This window comes from Streptomyces sp. ICBB 8177 (assembly GCF_003144095.1).
GTDB lineage: Bacteria > Actinomycetota > Actinomycetes > Streptomycetales > Streptomycetaceae > Streptantibioticus_D.
On the sequence record NZ_NSKH01000018.1, the window covers coordinates 2464868 to 2482666 of the forward strand.

Here is a 17799-nt window from a genome sequence, read left to right on the forward strand (position 1 = left end):
GGCCCCACAGGGGTCAGGGCCCGCGGGCATCGGGCGGCCGGGCTCGGAGTGGCTGGGCTCAGGGCTTGAGGGCGACCGCCGCGTAGCTCGCCGCCTCGGTGTCGCTGGCGGTCTCGTCGCCGGGGTCCGGGCGCCAGTGCTGGGTGGGGACGACACCGGGCTCGACGATCCGCCAGCCGTCGAGGAACCGGGCGAACTCGGCCTGGCTGCGCGCCTGCACGGGCGTGCCCGCCTCGGTGTAGACGCGCACCACCCGAGCGGTCTCCTGCGGTGCGAAGTCCGCGGTGACGTGCGTCATCGCCAGCGCGCTGCCCGGCGCGAGGGCGTCCTTGAACTCCTGCACGATCTCGTACGCCCCGAGCGCGTCGGGGACGAAGTGCAGCAGCGCGTTCAGGCTGAGCGCCACCGGCTGTGTCAGGTCCAGCGTCTCCTTCAGCCGGGTGTCCGACAGCACGGACTGCGGGCTCGTCACATCGGCCTGCACGTAGGCGGTCTGGCCCTGTGCGGTGCCGATCAGCAGCGCGCGGGCGTGGGCCAGCACGATGGGGTCGTTGTCCGCGTAGACCACGCGGGCGGCCGGGTCGGTGTCCTGGGCGACCTCGTGCAGGTTCGGTGAGGTGGGGATGCCGGTGCCGACGTCCAGGAACTGGCCGATGCCCGCCCGCGCCAGCATCCTCGTCGAGCGGTGCATGAAGGCCCGGTTGACCCGGGCGGCGGTCGGCGCCCAGGGGAACACCGCGATCGCGTGGCCCGCCGCCTCGCGGTCCGCGGCGAAGTTGGTGACCCCGCCCAGGTAGTAGTCGTACATCCGGGCCGAGTGCGGGCGGTCGACCTCCAGGTCGACCCCGTCGAAGTCCGTCATCGGCTGCCCCCAAGGTGGTGACGCGGTCGGCCGCACCGGTGGCACGCCGGGTGACGCCGGCGCCGGCGCGGGTGGCGAAGAGCCCCACCATCCTTCCCTGGCGCGAGAGTCGACAATCTTTCGCATGTCCTGAGCGGATCGTCACCGTGTGTGGTTCGCTTGCACCGGACGGTGTCCGGACCGCTGGGACGGCGGAGGGGGATCCAGTGCGCCGCGCTGTCGAGCCCGGAAGGCGGAACCTGTGCGGACGGACGAGGGCGGACGGCCCGGCGGCGGTCCCCGTGGTCGCGCCCCGGTGCCCGGCGGACGCGTCGCGGTGCGGGACGCCGGGGCGGCGGCCGACGCGCGGCTGCGGATGACGTTCGAGGCCTTCTGCCGCACCCACGAACGCGCCTGGCTCGGCCTGGCCGACGTCAGGCTCGGCAACCGCGCCGACGCCGAACTCGTCGTCGCCGCGGTCGAGCAGGAGTTACAGGCGACCTTCGGGTACGTCCTGGAACAGGCCGTACCCGCCGCGCACGCCTGGCGGTTGCTCAACCACCACGTCGCCGACTGGGCCGACGGACACGAACTGCGCGTGGAGGCACGCACGTTCGCCGCCGTGCTCACCGCGTTCGAGGAGCTCACGGGCGTCACGCCGCGCGAGGAGGCGGACGGGGCCGCCCTGTACCGGGCGATCATGGAGCTGTCCGACCGGCAGCGCGACGTCGTGATCCTCCGCCATGTCCTCGCCCTGGACGACGCCGCCATCGCCGCCTGCCTCGACCGCTCCGAGGGCGCCGTGCGCTCGATCCTGCGGCACGCCCGCGAGCGGCTGACCCGGCGGCTCGGGACCGAGGGCGCGCCCGGACGCGGGGGCGAGCGGTGAAGGCCCGCGGGGCGCCCGCGCGCACCGTCGTGGTCCGGCTGCCGGAACGGGCCCACGCCCGCCGCATCGCCGAGGCCCGCCAGAACCGCGTCACCGCGGCCCCCGTCAACCACCTCACCGACAACGAGCAGGCCCGCTTCGAGCTGGGCCTGCTGGTCGCCCTCACCCTCGACGCCCCCGAGGCCTCGCGCGGCCTGGACCTGCTGGTCAACGACCGGTACATCCACCCGGAGGGCGCCGAGGTCTTCGCCGCCCTGCTGTACGCCACCGGGCGCCGTGACGCGGCGGAGTTCTGGTGGCGGTTCGCCGCGGGCTCGGGCTGCCGCACCTCGGCGTACTGCCTGCACCTGCATCACCTGCACCTCGGCGAGGAGGGCGACGCGGACTACTGGCGCGCCTGGGCGGCCGAACTCGCGCACCGCAGGGCCCGCCCCGCCCGCCCGCGCCCTGCGCGCTCGGCCCGCCCCCTGCTGTCGGACGGCGCCCGCCGCGACATCCTCGCCCGCTGCCACCACGGCCTCGCCCCCGCGCTGCCGACCGCGGTGGAGGCGGTGATCAACCAGCTGCCGGTGGCGGAGGACAACCCCGACTTCGGCGAGATCCCCCAGCCCCATCCCCGCCTGCTGCGCGGGGCGTTGCGTCCGGACGGGGAGCGCTGAGGGGCGGTCGCAGCGCGTCGATCACCAGGTCCAGCAGGCGTTCGGTCTGCTCGGGCGCGTCGGCGGTGGCCGCGGTCAGGAAGATGCCGAGCAGCATCACGGTGACGTCGTCCGCGGCGACGTCGTCGCGGAGCACGCCCTCCTCGGCGCCACGGGCCAGCAGCGTGCCGATCGCCTCGCCGATGCGGCGGCGGGTGTCGGGGGTGGCGATACGGCCGGAGTCCCAGCCCGCTCGCAGCACGTCGGCCATACCGCGCTTGGTGGCGACGAACGCCGCGTAACGCCGCATCCACGCGCGCAGGGCGTCCACCGGCGGCGATTCGGCGAGCAGGCGCGGAACGCTGCCGGTGACGTCGTCGAGTTCGGCCGCGTAGACCGCCTCGACCAGCGCCTCGCGGGTGGGGAAGTGGCGGTAGAGGGTGCCGATGCCCACCCCCGCGTCGCGCGCGACGGCTTCCATCGGCGTCGTGTCACCGGAGGCCGTGAAGGCGGCGCGGGCCGCCGCGAGGAGCTTGTCCCGGTTGCGCAGGGCGTCGGCCCGGGCGGCACGCTTGCGCCGCCCCGGGGCGGGCCCGGGGGCCGGGGCGGACGAGGGTTCGGCGCCAGACAAAGCGGAGTGACCTCCGGTAAAGCTGCTACAGTCGACATGCGGAGGCTTCTCCGCTTACCTCATCGTCTCATGGCTCTCATGAGGGAGGACGTCTGTCATGCCCGAAGGAACCCCTGAAGGAACCCCCGAGGGAACGCCCGAACGAGGCCCCGCGGGAAGCGCTCCCCGCGCCGGCGGCACCGTGGACGTCGGCGGCCTCGCGCTGTCCCGCGTCGGCTTCGGCGCGATGCAGCTCGAACGTCTCGAAGGCGACCGGGGCGCCGCCGTCGCCCTGCTGCGGCGCGCCGCCGAACTGGGTGTGAACCACGTGGACACCGCGCAGTTCTACGGCAACGGGTTCGTCAACGAGGCGATCCGCGAGGCGTTCGCCGACGAGGACGGCGTCACCGTCGTCAGCAAGGTCGGCGCCACCCCCGACCCGGGCGGCCGCCTCCCGCTGCGCCTCGCCCAGCGCCCCGAGGAACTGCGGGCCGGCGTCGAGGACAACCTGCGCAGCCTCGGCCTCGACCGCATCCCAGTGGTCAACCTGCGCCGTGCCGACTCCGGCCCGGGGCTGCGGGCCGAAGGCGATCAGATCGTCGGCCTCGACGACCAGCTCGCGGTGATGACCGCGCTGCGCGACGAGGGCAAGATCGGCGCGATCGGCCTGAGCGCGGTCTCGCCGCAGACCGTGCGCCGAGCCCTGCCGGCCGGGATCGTCTGCGTGCAGAACGCCTACAGCCTGGTCTCCCGTGAGGACGAGGAACTGCTGCGGCTGTGCGTCGAGCAGGGCATCGCCTGGGTGCCGTTCTTCCCGCTGGGCGGCGCGTTCCCCGGCCTGCCCAAGGTGACCGACGCCCCGGAGGTGCTCGCCGCGGCCGAGTCCCTGGACGTGAGCCCCGCGCAGATCGGCCTGGCGTGGCTGCTCCACCACACCCCGAACACGATCCTCATCCCCGGCACCGCCGACCCCGCCCACCTGGAGTCCAACGTCGCCGTGGGCGACCTCCACCTGGACGCGGCGACGCTCGCCTCGCTCGACGCGGTGGAGTCCCGCACCGGCGACATCGTCCTGGACTGACCGCGCCCGAGGCACGCGCCGGTCGAGGGCCGGTGGCGGGTCAGCACTCGATGACGTTCACCGCGAGTCCGCCTCGGGCCGTCTCCTTGTACTTGACCTTCATGTCCGCGCCCGTCTCCTTCATGGTCTTGATGACCTTGTCGAGGGAGACGTGGTGGCGGCCGTCGCCGCGCAGGGACATCCTCGCGGCGGTGACCGCCTTCGCCGCGGCCATGCCGTTGCGCTCGATGCACGGGATCTGGACCAGGCCGCCGACCGGGTCGCAGGTCAGGCCCAGGTTGTGCTCCATGCCGATCTCCGCCGCGTTCTCCACCTGCTCGGGGGAGCCGCCCAGGACCTCCGCCAGACCGCCCGCCGCCATCGAGCAGGCCGAGCCCACCTCGCCCTGGCAGCCGACCTCGGCGCCGGAGATCGACGCGTTCTCCTTGAACAGCATGCCGATCGCGCCCGCCGCCAGCAGGAAGCGGATCACGCCCTCCTCGTCGGCGCCCGGCACGAAGTTGACGTAGTAGTGGAGGACGGCCGGGATGATGCCGGCGGCGCCGTTGGTGGGGGCCGTCACGACCCGGCCGCCCGCCGCGTTCTCCTCGTTGACCGCCATCGCGTACAGCGTCACCCACTCCATCGCGTGCGCCGCCGCGTTGCCCTCGGCGCGCAGCTGGCGGGCGGAGTTGGCGGCGCGGCGGCGGACCTTCAGGCCGCCGGGCAGGATGCCCTCGCGCGACATGCCGCGCTCCACGCAGGCCTTCATCACGCCCCAGATGTCCAGCAGGCCCGAGCGGATCTCCGCCTCGGTGCGCCAGGCCTTCTCGTTCTCCAGCATCAGCCCGGCGATCGAAAGGCCGGTCTCCCGCGACATCCGCAGCAATTCGTCACCGGTGCGGAACGGGTACTTCAGCACGGTGTCGTCGAGCTTGATGCGGTCTTCGCCGACCGCGTCCTCGTCCACCACGAAGCCGCCGCCGACCGAGTAGTACGTCTTCTCCAGCAGCGGGCCGCCCGAGCTGTCGTACGCGAACAGCGTCATCCCGTTCGCGTGGTACGGCAGGGAGCGGCGCCGGTGCAGCACCAGGTCGCGGTCGGTGTCGAAGGCGATCTCGTGCGCCCCCAGCAGGCTGATCCTGCCGGTGGCGCGGATGCGCTCCACGCGGTCGTCGGCGCTCTCCACGTCCACCGTGCGCGGCGACTCGCCCTCCAGGCCGAGCAGCACCGCCTTCGGCGTGCCGTGGCCGTGCCCGGTGGCGCCCAGCGAACCGAACAGCTCGGCGCGCACCGACGTGGTGTGCGCGAGCAGGCCCTCGTTCTTCAGCCGGAGCGCGAACATCCGCGCCGCGCGCATCGGTCCCACGGTGTGCGAACTGGACGGGCCTATGCCGATGGAGAACAGGTCGAAGACGGAGATGGCCACGGGTCGGACTCCCTTGTCGGCGGCTCGTGGGGGCGCGAGCGTACGTGCGTGGTGCGTGGGTGGGGGGAAAGGAACGGGCGGGCACGACGACGCCGTCCCGGCCGTCGCGTCCGCGGATCGCGGACCGGCCGGGCCCGGCGCACCCTCCAGTGTGCAGGCAACCGGCCGGTTCGCCGAGCGCGGCCCGCGCCGGATCGCGCGGCGGCGGGGCCGCGCGATCCGTACCGCGGGTCCCGGGGAAGGTCAGCCCAGGCCCGGGTAGAGCGGGAACTTCTCCGCCAGCGCGGTGACCCGGCCGCGCAGCGCCGCCACGTCGTACGACGGCTTGAGTGCCTGCGCGATCACGTCGGCGACCTCGCGGAACTCCTCGGCGCCGAAGCCGCGGGTGGCCAGCGCGGGAGTGCCGATGCGCAGGCCGGAGGTGACCATCGGCGGACGCGGGTCGTTCGGGATCGCGTTGCGGTTGACCGTGATGCCGATCTCGTGCAGCCGGTCCTCCGCCTGCTGACCGTCCAGCTCGCTGTCGCGCAGGTCGACCAGCACCAGGTGGACGTCCGTGCCGCCGGACAGCACCGAGACACCGGCCGAGCGCACGTCGTCCTCGGTCAGGCGCTCGGCGAGGATGCGGGCGCCTTCCAGGGTGCGGCGCTGCCGCTCCTTGAACTCCTCGGACGCGGCGACCTTGAACGCCACCGCCTTCGCCGCGATCACGTGCTCCAGCGGACCGCCCTGCTGACCGGGGAAGACCGCGGAGTTGATCTTCTTGGCCAGCTCGGCCGTGGACAGGATCACGCCGCCGCGCGGGCCGCCCAGGGTCTTGTGCGTGGTCGTGGTCACCACGTGCGCGTGCGGCACCGGGGACGGGTGCAGGCCCGCGGCCACCAGACCGGCGAAGTGCGCCATGTCGACCATCAGGTACGCGCCGACCTCGTCGGCGATCCGGCGGAACGCGGCGAAGTCCAGCTGCCGCGGGTACGCCGACCAGCCGGCGACGATCAGCTGCGGACGGTGCTCCTTGGCCAGCCGCTCGACCTCGGCCATGTCGACCCGGTTGGTCTCGGCGTCCACGTGGTAGGGCACCACGTTGTAGAGCTTGCCGGAGAAGTTGATCTTCATGCCGTGGGTCAGGTGCCCGCCGTGCGCGAGGTTCAGGCCCAGGATGGTGTCGCCCGGCTTGAGCAGCGCGAACATCGCGGCCGCGTTGGCCTGGGCGCCCGAGTGCGGCTGGACGTTGGCGGCCTCGGCGCCGAACAGCTCCTTGACGCGGTCGATGGCGATCTGCTCGGCCACGTCGACGTGCTCGCAGCCGCCGTAGTAGCGGCGGCCGGGGTAGCCCTCGGCGTACTTGTTGGTCAGGACCGAGCCCTGGGCCTCCATGACGGCGACCGGAGCGAAGTTCTCCGACGCGATCATCTCCAGGGTGGACTGCTGGCGGTGCAGCTCGGCGTCGACCGCCGCGGCGATCTCGGGATCGAGATCGTGCAGCGGGCTGTTGAGCAGGGACATGGGTCTCTCCTGGCTCCGGTGACGGGTGAGGTGGCGGTCGGGGTTACGTCACTCGCCCGCGAAGGCGGTGTACTCGTCGGCCGTCAGCAGGTCGGACGGCTCCTCGGAGACCCGCACCTTGAAGAGCCAGCCGGCCTCGAACGGCGCGGTGTTGACCAGCGCCGGGTCGTCCACCACATCCTGGTTGAACTCGGTGACCGTGCCGGACACCGGGGAGTACAGGTCGCTGACCGACTTGGTGGACTCCAGCTCACCGCAGGCCTCGCCCGCGGTGACGTCCTGGCCCGCCTCGGGGAGCTGGACGAAGACCACGTCGCCGAGGGCGTGGGCGGCGTGCTGGGTGATGCCCACGGTGGCCACGCCGTCCTCGACGGCGGAGAGCCACTCGTGCTCCTTGCTGTAGCGCAGCTGCTCGGGGTTGCTCATGGGGGAATTCTCCTGGATGCGTCGGGGTGGTCGCGAACGGGGTGACGGGGGCGCGGGCGGGCGTGCCCGGGCGCCCCCGGCGGGCGGCGGTACGTGCGGCTCGGCAGGCGCGGGCGCGTGCCGGCTCGGTGGGTGCGAACGCGTCCCGCGGTCAGCGGAGGCGGACCGGGGTCAGCGGGCGCGGGTCTGGGTCAGCGGGCGCGCTTGTAGAACGGGAGCGCCACGACCTCGTACGGCTCGTGGGCACCGCGGATGTCCACCGCGACGCCCTTCGTGCCGGGCTCGGCGTGCGCGGCGTCGACGTAGGCCATGGCGATCGGCTTGCCCAGCGTCGGCGAGGGCGCGCCGGAGGTGACCTCGCCGATCACCGTGCCGTCCGCCACGACCTGGTAGCCCGCGCGCGGCACCCGGCGGCCCTCGGCGACCAGGCCGACCAGCTTGCGCGGCGGGGTCGCGGCGGCCTTCTCGGCGGCGGCGGCCAGCGCCTCGCGGCCCACGAAGTCGCCGGGCTTGTCGAACTTCACGACCCGGCCCAGGCCCGCGTCGAACGGCGTCAGCGCGGTCGTCAGCTCGTGCCCGTACAGCGGCATGCCCGCCTCGAGGCGCAGCGTGTCGCGGCAGGACAGCCCGCACGGCACGAGGTCGTACGCCTTGCCGGCCTCCGTCAGCGCCGACCACAGCGCCTCGGCGTCGGCGGGGGCCACGAACAGCTCGAAGCCGTCCTCGCCGGTGTATCCGGTGCGGGCGATCAGCGCGGAGACGCCCGCGACGGTGCCGGGCAGGCCCGCGTAGTACTTCAGGCCGTCCAGGTCCGCGTCGGTCAGCGACTTCAGGATCGCGGGGGAGTTCGGGCCCTGCACGGCCAGCAGCGCGTACGCGTCGCGGTCGTCGCGCACGGCGGCGTCGAAGCCCGCGGCGCGGGCGGTCACCGCGTCCAGCACGGTCTGCGCGTTGGAGGCGTTGGCGACGACCATGAACTCCTCGTCGCCGAGCCGGTAGACGATCAGGTCGTCCAGGATGCCGCCGTCCTCGGCGCAGATCATGGTGTAGCGGGCGCGGCCCACCGCGAGCGCGGAGACGTGGCCGACCAGCGCGTGGTCCAGGGCCTGCCCGGCCTGCGTCCCGGTGACCGTGATCTCCCCCATGTGGGACAGGTCGAACAGCCCGGCGGCGGTGCGCACCGCCTTGTGCTCGTCGCGCTCGCTGCCGTAGCGCAGCGGCATGTCCCAGCCGGCGAAGTCGGTCATGGTCGCGCCGAGCGCGCGGTGCACGGCGTCCAGGGCGGTACGGCGGGACGCCGCGGGGGGAGTGGACATGGGTACGGAGGCTCCCAGGGTGACGGAGGGCATGGCGATGACGGTCCTCCCCATCTGTCATCGGAACCTGAGAGGTTCACCGCGACACCCATGCGGGGGCGCGGCTTGCACCTTGGGTGGGGCGGCCCTGACGGGCGGCCCGCTTTTCAGATCTGCCTAGACCGTGCGGTATCGGGGCCTGAGAGATTCAAGGGAGGACTTGCTCCTTCGGCGCCCCGGCGGAGTGCTGCCGGGGACTCTCCCGCACGGAGTCGAGCGGCCGGTATGCAGTTGGCGGCGTCATCATTGCACGGGATTCCGGCGCCGGGCCAGGGCAGTAAGGTTTCGCGCGGCAGGACGCGCGGTGACAGGTGGGGTGGAGATGAACGTTCCGGCGGACGACGCGACCGCAGGCACCGGAGGCTGGGCGCCCGGCCCCTACGGCGGGGGCCTGCCCGGCCCCTACGACCACGACGGCGGCCTGCCGGGCGCCCATGACGGCGGCCTGCCGGTCTCCTACGACGGCGGGCCCGCCGTGCACGAGGCGCCCGCGCCCGGCACGTATCCGCCGCCCGCCCACGACGGCCCGTACGGCGGCGGTCTCGGTGTGATGCCCACGGGCCCGTACGGCGGCGTGGAGCCCGCCGACCCCTATCTCACCCCCGAACCCGCGCTGCCGCACGGCTCCGGCTGGCCGTCCAACGAACTGGAGGAGGTGCTGACCGCCGCCCTCGGCGAGCCCGGCGCCACCCCCCGGGTCGTCGAGGTGCTGGGCCGTTCCGCGGTCTGGGTGCCGCTGCCGCAGGGCACACCGGACGCGGGCCTGCCGACGTTCCTGATGGACGGCGGGCTGTTCGTGCCGGTCTTCAGCTCGGAGGAGCAACTGCGCCGCGCCGCGCCCGGCATGGCCTTCGGCGTGCTGCCCGGCCGCGAGTTCGCCCGCGGCCTGCCGCCGCGGGTGGGCATCGCGGTCAACCCCGGCGGCGCCGTCGGCATCCCGCTGCCCGCCCCCGCGATCGGCGACCTGTGCCGCGACTCCACCGGCGCGGGCGCCCGCGTACGGCTGTGGGAGCCGGCGCCCGACGACGAGCCGGTGGACTTCCTGGCCGCCGCCGCGGGCGAGTTCGCGGTCACCCCGGTCGTGCTGTCGGCGCGGCGGGCGCTGGGGGCGGTGGAGGACCAGCCGCCCACGCTCTTCGTCGGCGTCGAACTCGACCGCTGGCAGGACCAGGACCGCGCCGCGGCGATGGACGCCATCGGCCGCGCCCTGGGCGCCGCCCCGCTGCCGTGGCCGGTGAACCTGCTGCTGCTGGACGTCGCGCAGGACCCGCTGGGGGACTGGATCCACGATCGGGTCGCGCCGTTCTTCACCCGCGACTGACCCGCGGGGGGTGAACCGGCCGGCTCCTCCCTGCGTCCTGAAGTGTCAGAGCGTCCCTCTAACCTGGGACGCACCCCTAACCTGAGGGGATGACGGGCGAACACGGACCGATGGAGCAGAAGGGGCCGATCCGACGGTGAACGCGGGCGTGGAGGACGCGCTGCGCCAGGTGGCGCCCGGCCGGTACGACACGTACGAGGCGCTGTTGCGCGCGCTGGCGGACGGCCAGGTCTGGATGCTGCTGTGGCACGGCACGCCCGGCTCCCCGGACGCCCAGTACGGGAACATGGAGGTCGACGGCCACGGCTACGCGCCGTGCGTCACCTCCGCGCAGGAACTGCTGACCTGCGGCTGGAACCGTTCGCACGAGGTGGTCTCAGGACACGAGGTCGCCGCCGAGCTGTACGGCGAGCGCTTCGGCCTGTGGCTCAACCCGCACGCGCCGGGCGGCGGCGTCGGCGTGCCCTGGCCCGACCTGCGCCGCATCGCCACCGGCCTCGACCGCACCCCGGCCGGACCGCTCCAGATCGGCGAACCGGCCCTGCCCGTCACCGGGTTCTACGGCCTGCTGGCCCAGCACGCCCAGCGCACGCCCGCGGTCCGGGCGCTGCGCGGCGCCTGGGTGCGCCCCGCGCTCGGCGAGCCGTACCTCGCGATAGGCGTCGACCTGTACGACTCGGGCCCCGCCGCCGTGGAGGCGGTGCGGGTGATGATGGGGCAGTCGGTCGGCGCGGCCCCGGACGGGGTGCGGGTCGCCACCGTCGCGCTCTCCGACGAGTTCGACCCGGTCGCCATGTGGCTGCGGGCCTGCGCCCGGCCGTTCTACGACCGCGACGCCTCCTACGGCGCCACCGCGGCGATGCCCGGCCCCGGCCCCTCCGCGGGACCCGGCGGCTGGGGCGACCCGGCGACGTACCCCACGGCCGCCTACCCGGGCCCGAACGCGCCGACCCAGTACCCCGGCGCTCCCGCGCCGTACCCGCACCCGCCCACCCAGTACCCGCCGCAGCCCCCGCAGGCCTACGGCCCGCCCACCGGCTTCGGGACGCCGCAGACCGGATACGGGGCGCCGCAGGGGTACCCGGGGCAGGCCGCGCCGCCCCCGCCCTACGGCGTCTGACCCGGCTGCGGCGCTCCGCCACTTCGAACCTCCGCGTCCAGCGCCGCGCCGACCAGCCCCAGCGGAGGGCTGCCCAGCGCCAGCAGCGCGGCGTGGAAGCGCGCCGGTGTGAACCGGGCGCCCCAGCGCTCACGCGCCCGCTCCCGCAGCGACAGCAGCGCCAGTTTGCCCCAGGTGTAGCGCCCGTACGCCGCGTCGAAGGTGCCCCGCCGGGCCTCCGAGGCCGCGGCGGCACGCGCCAGGTGGGCGTCCCGGACGAACCGCTCGGTCGCCTCGGCCACGTCCATGGCGCCGGTGTGCAGGCCGATCGCGCAGGTCAGCCGGGTGACGCGGACCAGCGCCTCCAGCGCCACCCCGATGGCGAAGCGCGGGTCGCCGGACCGGAAGCCCTCCTCGACGCACACCTCCTCCGCGTAGTGCGCCCAGCCCTCGCAGAACGCCAGGGAGTGCAGCGTGCGCCGCACGTCGGTGGCGGCGCGCCGCAGCGCCCGGCCGTGCGCGTAGTGCCCCGGCGCGACCTCGTGCGCCGTCACCGCGGGCAGGCCGGTGCGGCTGAAGAGGGTCAGCCACTCCTCGCTCTGCTCGCGCGGCCAGCCCGGGTCGGGCGGGGTGACGTGGTACCAGGACGCGGCATCCGACTCGTAGGGCGCGGCCCAGGTCATCATCGCCGACGACCAGCGGCGCGACGCGGGCGCGGGGCCGACCAGGCACTCACCGTCGAGGTAGGGCACGAGGCGCCGCTCGCGGGTGAACTCCATCAGTTCGCGGGTGAGTTCCGCGGCCTCGGGGATCACGCCCGAGGCGTCCGGGTGGTCGGCGGTCAGCTCCAGCACCAGCTCGGCGGGCTTGCGGCGCGGATCGAACGCGGCGCACGCCTCGGTCAACAGCGCCTGCATCCGCGCCCGTTCGGCCTCGGCGGCGTCCGCCAGCTCCGACAGGTCGACCACCACGCCTTCCTGACTGCCCATCAGCCGTGCCAGCGCCGCACCGCCGAGGCGGGGATCGGGGTCGCCGGTCTCCGCGGCCCGGGCCACGTGCGCCACCAGCCGTTCGTGCGCCACGAGCGCGTCGGCCGCGCCGGCGTCCCGCGCGGGATCGAGCCCGGCCGCCAGCCCCCGCACCGCCGCCAGCAGCGCGCCCGCCACCGGCGCGCTCAGCCGGTCCAGGGAGGCGATCGCCGCGTCCACCACGTCCGGCCACTGCGCCAGGTGCCGCCGCCGCGCCTCGGCCCGCTCGTGCTCGGGCGCGTAGGCGCGGTCGTAGGCGGCCAGTTCGAGGTTGGACAGGTGCAGATAGGGGTCGCGGCGGTGCAGTTCCAGCTCGGCGAACTGCACCCGTACCGCCTCCTCGAAGACGCCGAGGTGCGCCTCGTCGTGCGGGTCGGGGCGCGCCGGGGCGTCGCGCCGGGCCCGGGCCAGCGCGCCGAGTCCGCGCCGCACCCCCTCCGGCGACAGGTCCTGCGGTACGCCGTCGTACTCGTGCCGCCCCGCCATCTCCCGGACGACGGGCACCATCAGATCGCAGACCGCGCGCAGTCGGGTGTCCATGGGGGCGACGGTAGCGAGCGGCGGGCGGCGGCGGGGGCGGTTCGGGGGCGGCGGGCGCCGCCGGACCGGGGCGAACCGGGTCCGGCCAGGTAGAACTGTCCGCGTGACCCCGCACCTGCCTGTCCCGCCCGTTCCCGCCGTCGGCCTGTTCACGCCGTCCGTCCAACACTCCCTGGACGTGGCCGGCATCTTCGTCTTCGCGATCTCCGGCGCGCTGCTCGCCGTGCGCAAGAACCTCGACGTCTTCGGGATGGCCGTGCTCGCCGAGGCCACGGCGCTGGGCGGTGGCGTGCTGCGGGACCTGATCATCGGCGCGGTGCCGCCCGCCGCCTTCACCGACCTCGGCTACTTCCTGACCCCGCTCGGCGCGACGGTGCTGGTCTTCTTCCTCCATCCGCAGGTCGAACGCATCAACCGCGCCGTGATGGTCGCGGACGCGGCGGGCCTCGGGCTGTTCTGCGTGACCGGCACGACGAAGGCGCACGCCTACGGCCTCGGACTCACCTCCTCCGCCGCGCTGGGACTGCTGACGGCGGTCGGCGGCGGCGTCATCCGCGACGTGCTGGCCCAGGAGGTGCCGTCGCTGCTGCGCTGGGACCGCGACCTGTACGCGGTCCCAGCGCTGGTCGGGGCCACCATCGTGGCGCTGCTGATCCGCTTCCACGCGCTCACCGCGTTCGGCAGCGGCGCGGCGGCGGCGACGGCGTTCGTGCTGCGGTTGCTGGCGATGCGGTTCGGCTGGCGGGCGCCGCGCGCCTGGCACCGCAGGAGTACGCGGACGGAGGCGGCGGACGAGCCGTGAACGGAGCCGCCAGGGCGGGGGATATCGGGGCTACCGGCCGGTAACTTTTGGGTGTACGGTGCACCGCATGGCACAGGGAACCATCGGGGACAGCGAGTTCGACCGCGACACCGCGGTCACGGCCAGGGCCGGTGAACCCGGCGTGTTCGACGCGCGGCTGTCGGAGGGCTGGACGATCCTGCGCGCCGTCAACGGCGGCTACCTCCTCGCGCTCACCGCCCGCGCGCTCGGCGCCGTACTGCCGCACCCCGACCCGTTCACCGTCACCGCGCACTACCTCACGCCCTCCGAACCCGGCCCGGCCGTCGTACGCACCGAGGTGATCCGCACCGGCCGCACGATGTCGACCGGCGCCGCACGGCTGCTCCAGACAGACGCCGAGGGCCGCGAGGTGGAGCGGCTGCGCGTCACCGCCTCGTACGGTGATCTGGCCGCGTTGCCCGACGACGTGCGCACGACGGCGAAGCCGTTCGCCATCCCGCCCTACGAGCACTGCCCCGGGGGCGAGGACGCGCCCGGCGGCCTGCCGGTCATCTCCGGCAGCACGGAGATCGCCCGACGCCTCGACCTGCGGCTCGACCCGGCGACCGCGGGATGGGCGCTGGGCAAGCCGAGCGGGCGGGGCGAGATGCGGGCGTGGTTCGGCCTGGCGGACGGACGTGACGCGGATCCGCTGTCGCTGCTGCTGACGGTGGACGCGCTGCCGCCCACGGCGTTCGAGATGGGGTTGCAGGGGTGGGTCCCGACGGTCGAGCTGACCACCCACATCCGCCGCAGGCCCGCCCCCGGCCCGCTGCGGGTCGGCATCGTGACGCGGAACCTCGCCGGGGGCTTCCTGGAGGAGGACGCGGAGGTCTGGGACGCGGAGGACCGGCTGGTGGCGCAGTCACGGCAGTTGGCGCGCGTGCTTTTGGGGTGACGGCGGGGGTGGGGGTTGCGGCGCGCTTCCCCGCCCACCCACCCTGACCCTCGCCTGGTGGGCCCCCGCGGGGCGGAGGCCCGGCGGGGGGCCGGGCAGCGGGTCGTGGCTTGGGTGGGTGGGTGGGTGGGGAAACGCGCCGCAACCACAACCACCCCCCGCCCCGTAGAATCACCCCACCATGGCCTACCTCGACCACGCCGCCACCACTCCGATGCTCCCGGAGGCGGTTCAGGCGATGAGCGCGCAGCTCAGCCTCACCGGGAACGCCTCCTCGTTGCACGCGTCCGGGCGGCGGGCCCGCCGGACCGTCGAGGAGTCGCGTGAAGCGCTGGCCGCCGCCCTCGGTGCGCGCCCCAGCGAAGTGGTCTTCACCAGCGGCGGCACCGAGGCCGACAACCTCGCCGTCAAGGGCCTGTACTGGGCCAGGCGCGACGCCGACCCGGCCCGCACCCGGGTCCTGGCCAGCCCCGTCGAGCACCACGCCGTGCTCGACGCCGTGCACTGGCTCGCCGACCACGAGGGCGCCCGCGTCGAGTGGCTGCCGGTCGACGGTTGCGGACGGGTGCGGCCGGAGGCGTTCCGCGAGGCGGTCGAGCGCGCGCCGCACGACATCGCGCTCGCCACCGTGATGTGGGCCAACAACGAGGTCGGCACGATCATGCCGGTCGCCGAACTCGCCGACGTCGCAAGGGAGTTCGGCGTACCGCTGCACTCCGACGCGGTGCAGGCGTTCGGCCAGGCCGAGGTGGACTTCGCGGCCAGCGGGCTGGACGCGATGACGGTGAGCGCGCACAAGGTCGGCGGCCCGTACGGGATCGGCGCGTTGCTGCTGCGCCGCGAGTGCGCGCCGGTGCCGCTGCTGCACGGCGGGGGGCAGGAGCGTGACGTGCGCTCCGGGACGCTGGACGTGCCCGCGATCGCCGCCTTCGCCACCGCCGGGACGCTGGCCGCGCGGCGCAGGGCGGACTTCGTACGCGAGGTGGGGGCGCTGCGCGACCAGCTGGTGGACGCGGTGCGCGAGGCGGTCCCCGACGCGGTGCTCAACGGCGACCCCGATCCGGCCGGGCGGCTCGCCGCCAACGCCCACTTCTCGTTCCCCGGCTGCGAGGGCGACTCCCTGCTGCTGCTGCTCGACGCGCAGGGCATCGAGTGCTCCACCGGCTCGGCCTGCACCGCGGGCGTCGCCCAGCCCAGCCACGTGCTGCTGGCGATGGGCGCCGACTCCGAGCGGGCCCGCGGCTCGCTGCGCTTCTCCCTCGGCCACACCTCGACCGCGGGCGACGTCGCCGAGGTCGCCAAGGCGATCGGCCCGGTCGTGGAACGGGCCCGCAGCGCCGGACTGGTCTAGGCGGACGGCCCCGTACCCTGGAGGGGCTATGACTTTCCCTGGTGCACCCACAGGCCCCCGTGACGGCTCCCGGCTGCGCGTGCTGGCCGCCATGTCCGGCGGCGTGGACTCCGCCGTCGCCGCCGCCCGCGCGGCCGAGGCGGGCCACGACGTGACCGGCGTCCACCTCGCGCTGTCCGCCAATCCGCAGTCGTTCCGTACCGGAGCCCGCGGCTGCTGCACGATCGAGGACTCCCGCGACGCCCGCCGCGCCGCCGACGTGATCGGCATCCCGTTCTACGTGTGGGACCTGGCGGAACGGTTCCGCGAGGACGTCGTCGAGGACTTCGTCAGCGAGTACGCGGCCGGCCGCACGCCCAACCCGTGCCTGCGCTGCAACGAGAAGATCAAGTTCGCCGCGCTGCTGGACAAGGCGCTGGCGCTGGGCTTCGACGCGGTGTGCACCGGCCACTACGCGACGATCGTCACCCACGACGGCCGCCGCGAGCTGCACCGGGCGAGCGACGCGGCCAAGGACCAGAGCTACGTGCTCGGCGTGCTCGACGACCGCCAGCTCGCGCACGCGATGTTCCCGCTCGGCGACACCCTCACCACCAAGGACGAGATCCGCGCCGAGGCCGAGCGCCGGGGCCTGGCCGTCGCCCGCAAGCCCGACAGCCACGACATCTGCTTCATCGCCGACGGCGACACCCAGGGCTTCCTGGCCAAGCGGCTCGGCACCGCCGAGGGCGCCGTCGTGGACGAGGACGGCACCCGCCTCGGCAGCCACGAGGGCGCGTACGGCTTCACCATCGGCCAGCGCAAGGGCCTGCGCATCGGCACCCCCGCCCCCGACGGCAAGCCGCGCTACGTGCTGGACATCTCGCCGGTCGACAACACGGTCACCGTCGGCCCGGCCGAGGCCCTGGACGTCACCGGGCTGACCGCGATCCGCCCGCGCTGGTGCGGCGACGTGCCGCCGAGCGGGGAGGCGGCGTACACCGCTCAGCTGCGCGCGCACGGCGAGGACGTGCCCGTACGCGCCGAGGTCGTCGACGGCGAGCTGCGGGTGCGCTTCGCGCAGCCGGTGCGCGGGGTCGCGCCGGGCCAGGCGGTCGTCCTCTACGACGGCACCCGGGTGGTCGGCTCGGCGACGATCAACACGACCCAGCGGCGCGAGCGCCCGGCCGCGGCCCGCGTCTGACCGTCAACTCCCGCAGAACGAGGGCACGTTAGTGCTATCAGCCCGCACCGTCAGCTGTGTCTCGAAGCGGTACGGGGCCGTCGGCGCGCCCCCGGAGAAGTACACCGGGTACATCCCCGGCGGCGTGCCGCAGCGCACGGTGACCTCAGCGGCGTAGGCGTGGGCCAGTCGCTCCGGCGCCGGGTGCCGTGCCCGCCACCGGGCGCGCGGCCCCGCCTCGCGCAGGACGATCCGGCCGGCGAAGGCGGGCGAGGTGATCTCGTCGCCGACCACCCCCGCCGCGTTCGCGCCCAGCGCCACCCCCACGCGACCGCCGGGCCGCGTGGGGGCCACCGGCGCGAGCAGCGGCCACAGGTCCTGCGGCGACGGCCCCACCCGCGCGCACGGCGCGCCCGCGTGCCGCGCCGGTCGCGGACGCACCCCATCCCAGGGGCTCGCGCCGCAGCGCGTGACGTTCCCGTGGTGGACCGCGCCGCCGAGGATCACGAACGTCCCCGGCTGGGGTGCGGGCGCGGCGCCGGGCGGGAACACGGCGACGGCCGCCGCGGCCAGTGCGACGGCGGTACGGGGCAGAGCCACGGGCGCGGGTCCTCACGGCGGGCGATCCGGGACAAGCTGTGGAGTTCCTGTGGAGCGTAGCCCATACTGCCGGTGATGCGCGGGCCGTCGCCGCATCACCGCCGCGCGTCCGACGCGGCGTCAGCCCCCGCCGCACAGCGGGCGGGTCGTACGAAGGGAGGCCGCCGACGTGCGTCCGCTACGCCGCGTACGCCGACCGGGCCGGGAGCCCGGGCACCACGCC

Annotated in this window: 16 protein-coding genes, 1 pseudogene and 1 riboswitch; of the genes and pseudogenes, 9 read left to right on the top strand and 8 right to left on the bottom strand. The window is 74.7% G+C overall.

Going from position 1 to position 17799, the window contains the following annotated elements; genetic code table 11:
* Positions 1-58 precede the first annotated feature (58 nt).
* A complete protein-coding gene (locus tag CK485_RS19585; RefSeq protein ID WP_109452314.1) occupies positions 59-862 on the bottom strand; it encodes an SAM-dependent methyltransferase in 804 nt (267 codons plus the stop codon).
* Between the two features lie 241 nt (positions 863-1103).
* Between CK485_RS19585 and CK485_RS19590 the strand changes: the two genes are divergently transcribed.
* Together CK485_RS19590 and CK485_RS19595 are read left to right on the top strand one after the other, a co-directional pair.
* Entirely contained in the window at positions 1104-1730 is a 627-nt protein-coding gene (locus CK485_RS19590; RefSeq protein ID WP_109452316.1) for a sigma factor-like helix-turn-helix DNA-binding protein, read from the top strand.
* Complete coding sequence (locus tag CK485_RS19595) at positions 1727-2389, top strand: hypothetical protein (protein ID WP_109452318.1); 663 nt, start codon at positions 1727-1729, stop codon at positions 2387-2389. The genes CK485_RS19590 and CK485_RS19595 overlap by 4 nt, the downstream gene beginning before the upstream one ends.
* On the opposite strand, the gene CK485_RS19600 is transcribed toward CK485_RS19595, so the two are convergent.
* Positions 2286-2999 (bottom strand): TetR/AcrR family transcriptional regulator, encoded by a 714-nt coding sequence (locus CK485_RS19600; protein WP_109452320.1) that lies wholly within the window; start codon positions 2997-2999, stop codon positions 2286-2288. The two genes, CK485_RS19595 and CK485_RS19600, sit on opposite strands and share 104 nt — an antisense overlap.
* 97 nt (positions 3000-3096) lie before the next feature.
* Here CK485_RS19600 and CK485_RS19605 point away from each other — a divergent pair, with 97 nt between their 5' ends.
* Complete coding sequence (locus CK485_RS19605; protein ID WP_109452322.1) at positions 3097-4059, top strand: aldo/keto reductase; 963 nt, start codon at positions 3097-3099, stop codon at positions 4057-4059.
* Between the two features lie 40 nt (positions 4060-4099).
* Here the strand turns inward: CK485_RS19605 and CK485_RS19610 are convergent, their stop codons facing one another.
* The 4 genes from CK485_RS19610 to gcvT all read right to left on the bottom strand — a co-directional run bounded on the left by CK485_RS19610 (position 4100) and on the right by gcvT (position 8715).
* Positions 4100-5467 (bottom strand): L-serine ammonia-lyase, encoded by a 1368-nt coding sequence (locus CK485_RS19610; protein ID WP_109452324.1) that lies wholly within the window; start codon positions 5465-5467, stop codon positions 4100-4102.
* 243 nt (positions 5468-5710) lie between these two features.
* Positions 5711-6973, bottom strand: coding sequence for a serine hydroxymethyltransferase (gene glyA, locus CK485_RS19615; protein WP_109452326.1), 1263 nt, complete (start codon positions 6971-6973; stop codon positions 5711-5713).
* 48 nt (positions 6974-7021) lie between these two features.
* Positions 7022-7399, bottom strand: a complete 378-nt coding sequence (gene gcvH, locus CK485_RS19620; RefSeq protein WP_109452328.1) for a glycine cleavage system protein GcvH — start codon at positions 7397-7399, stop codon at positions 7022-7024.
* A gap of 191 nt (positions 7400-7590) precedes the next feature.
* On the bottom strand, positions 7591-8715 hold the full coding sequence (gene gcvT / locus CK485_RS19625; protein WP_109453287.1) for a glycine cleavage system aminomethyltransferase GcvT: 1125 nt from the start codon (positions 8713-8715) through the stop codon (positions 7591-7593).
* Between the two features lie 156 nt (positions 8716-8871).
* A riboswitch (glycine riboswitch) is annotated at positions 8872-8969 on the bottom strand.
* Positions 8970-9304: 335 nt separating this feature from the next.
* On the opposite strand from gcvT, the gene CK485_RS19630 reads away from it, so the two are divergent.
* Together CK485_RS19630 and CK485_RS19635 are read left to right on the top strand one after the other, a co-directional pair.
* Entirely contained in the window at positions 9305-10075 is a 771-nt protein-coding gene (locus CK485_RS19630; protein ID WP_109453289.1) for an enhanced serine sensitivity protein SseB, read from the top strand.
* A gap of 148 nt (positions 10076-10223) precedes the next feature.
* Positions 10224-10913, top strand: a pseudogene (locus CK485_RS19635) (enhanced serine sensitivity protein SseB C-terminal domain-containing protein); the annotation flags it as partial.
* Between the two features lie 269 nt (positions 10914-11182).
* Here the strand turns inward: CK485_RS19635 and CK485_RS19640 are convergent.
* Positions 11183-12742: a DUF885 family protein gene (locus CK485_RS19640; RefSeq protein ID WP_109452330.1), complete on the bottom strand. Its 1560-nt coding sequence runs from the start codon at positions 12740-12742 to the stop codon at positions 11183-11185.
* A gap of 103 nt (positions 12743-12845) precedes the next feature.
* On the opposite strand from CK485_RS19640, the gene CK485_RS19645 reads away from it, so the two are divergent.
* The 4 genes from CK485_RS19645 to mnmA all read left to right on the top strand — a co-directional run bounded on the left by CK485_RS19645 (position 12846) and on the right by mnmA (position 16997).
* A complete protein-coding gene (locus CK485_RS19645) occupies positions 12846-13544 on the top strand; it encodes a trimeric intracellular cation channel family protein (protein ID WP_241968410.1) in 699 nt (232 codons plus the stop codon).
* 67 nt (positions 13545-13611) lie between these two features.
* Positions 13612-14463: a thioesterase family protein gene (locus tag CK485_RS19650; protein WP_109452334.1), complete on the top strand. Its 852-nt coding sequence runs from the start codon at positions 13612-13614 to the stop codon at positions 14461-14463.
* Positions 14464-14644: 181 nt separating this feature from the next.
* The gene (locus CK485_RS19655) at positions 14645-15814 is read left to right on the top strand and encodes a cysteine desulfurase family protein (protein WP_109452335.1); all 1170 of its coding nucleotides are present in this window, start codon (positions 14645-14647) and stop codon (positions 15812-15814) included.
* 28 nt (positions 15815-15842) lie between these two features.
* The gene (gene mnmA / locus CK485_RS19660; protein ID WP_109452343.1) at positions 15843-16997 is read left to right on the top strand and encodes a tRNA 2-thiouridine(34) synthase MnmA; all 1155 of its coding nucleotides are present in this window, start codon (positions 15843-15845) and stop codon (positions 16995-16997) included.
* Between the two features lie 3 nt (positions 16998-17000).
* Here the strand turns inward: mnmA and CK485_RS19665 are convergent, their stop codons facing one another.
* Positions 17001-17576, bottom strand: coding sequence for a hypothetical protein (locus tag CK485_RS19665; RefSeq protein ID WP_109452345.1), 576 nt, complete (start codon positions 17574-17576; stop codon positions 17001-17003).
* Positions 17577-17799 lie beyond the last annotated feature (223 nt).

What these genes read in the sequence shown, in the direction of transcription:
- gcvT (WP_109453287.1), bottom strand. Translation starts at nt 8,715, where the DNA reads ATGTCCACTCCCCCCGCGGCGTCCCGCCGTACCGCCCTGGACGCCGTG.
- CK485_RS19630 (WP_109453289.1), top strand. Translation starts at nt 9,305, where the DNA reads ATGCCCACGGGCCCGTACGGCGGCGTGGAGCCCGCCGACCCCTATCTC.
- glyA (WP_109452326.1), bottom strand. Translation starts at nt 6,973, where the DNA reads ATGTCCCTGCTCAACAGCCCGCTGCACGATCTCGATCCCGAGATCGCC.
- gcvH (WP_109452328.1), bottom strand. Translation starts at nt 7,399, where the DNA reads ATGAGCAACCCCGAGCAGCTGCGCTACAGCAAGGAGCACGAGTGGCTC.
- CK485_RS19605 (WP_109452322.1), top strand. Translation starts at nt 3,097, where the DNA reads ATGCCCGAAGGAACCCCTGAAGGAACCCCCGAGGGAACGCCCGAACGA.
- mnmA (WP_109452343.1), top strand. Translation starts at nt 15,843, where the DNA reads ATGACTTTCCCTGGTGCACCCACAGGCCCCCGTGACGGCTCCCGGCTG.
- CK485_RS19655 (WP_109452335.1), top strand. Translation starts at nt 14,645, where the DNA reads ATGGCCTACCTCGACCACGCCGCCACCACTCCGATGCTCCCGGAGGCG.
- CK485_RS19640 (WP_109452330.1), bottom strand. Translation starts at nt 12,742, where the DNA reads ATGGACACCCGACTGCGCGCGGTCTGCGATCTGATGGTGCCCGTCGTC.
- CK485_RS19585 (WP_109452314.1), bottom strand. Translation starts at nt 862, where the DNA reads ATGACGGACTTCGACGGGGTCGACCTGGAGGTCGACCGCCCGCACTCG.
- CK485_RS19650 (WP_109452334.1), top strand. Translation starts at nt 13,612, where the DNA reads ATGGCACAGGGAACCATCGGGGACAGCGAGTTCGACCGCGACACCGCG.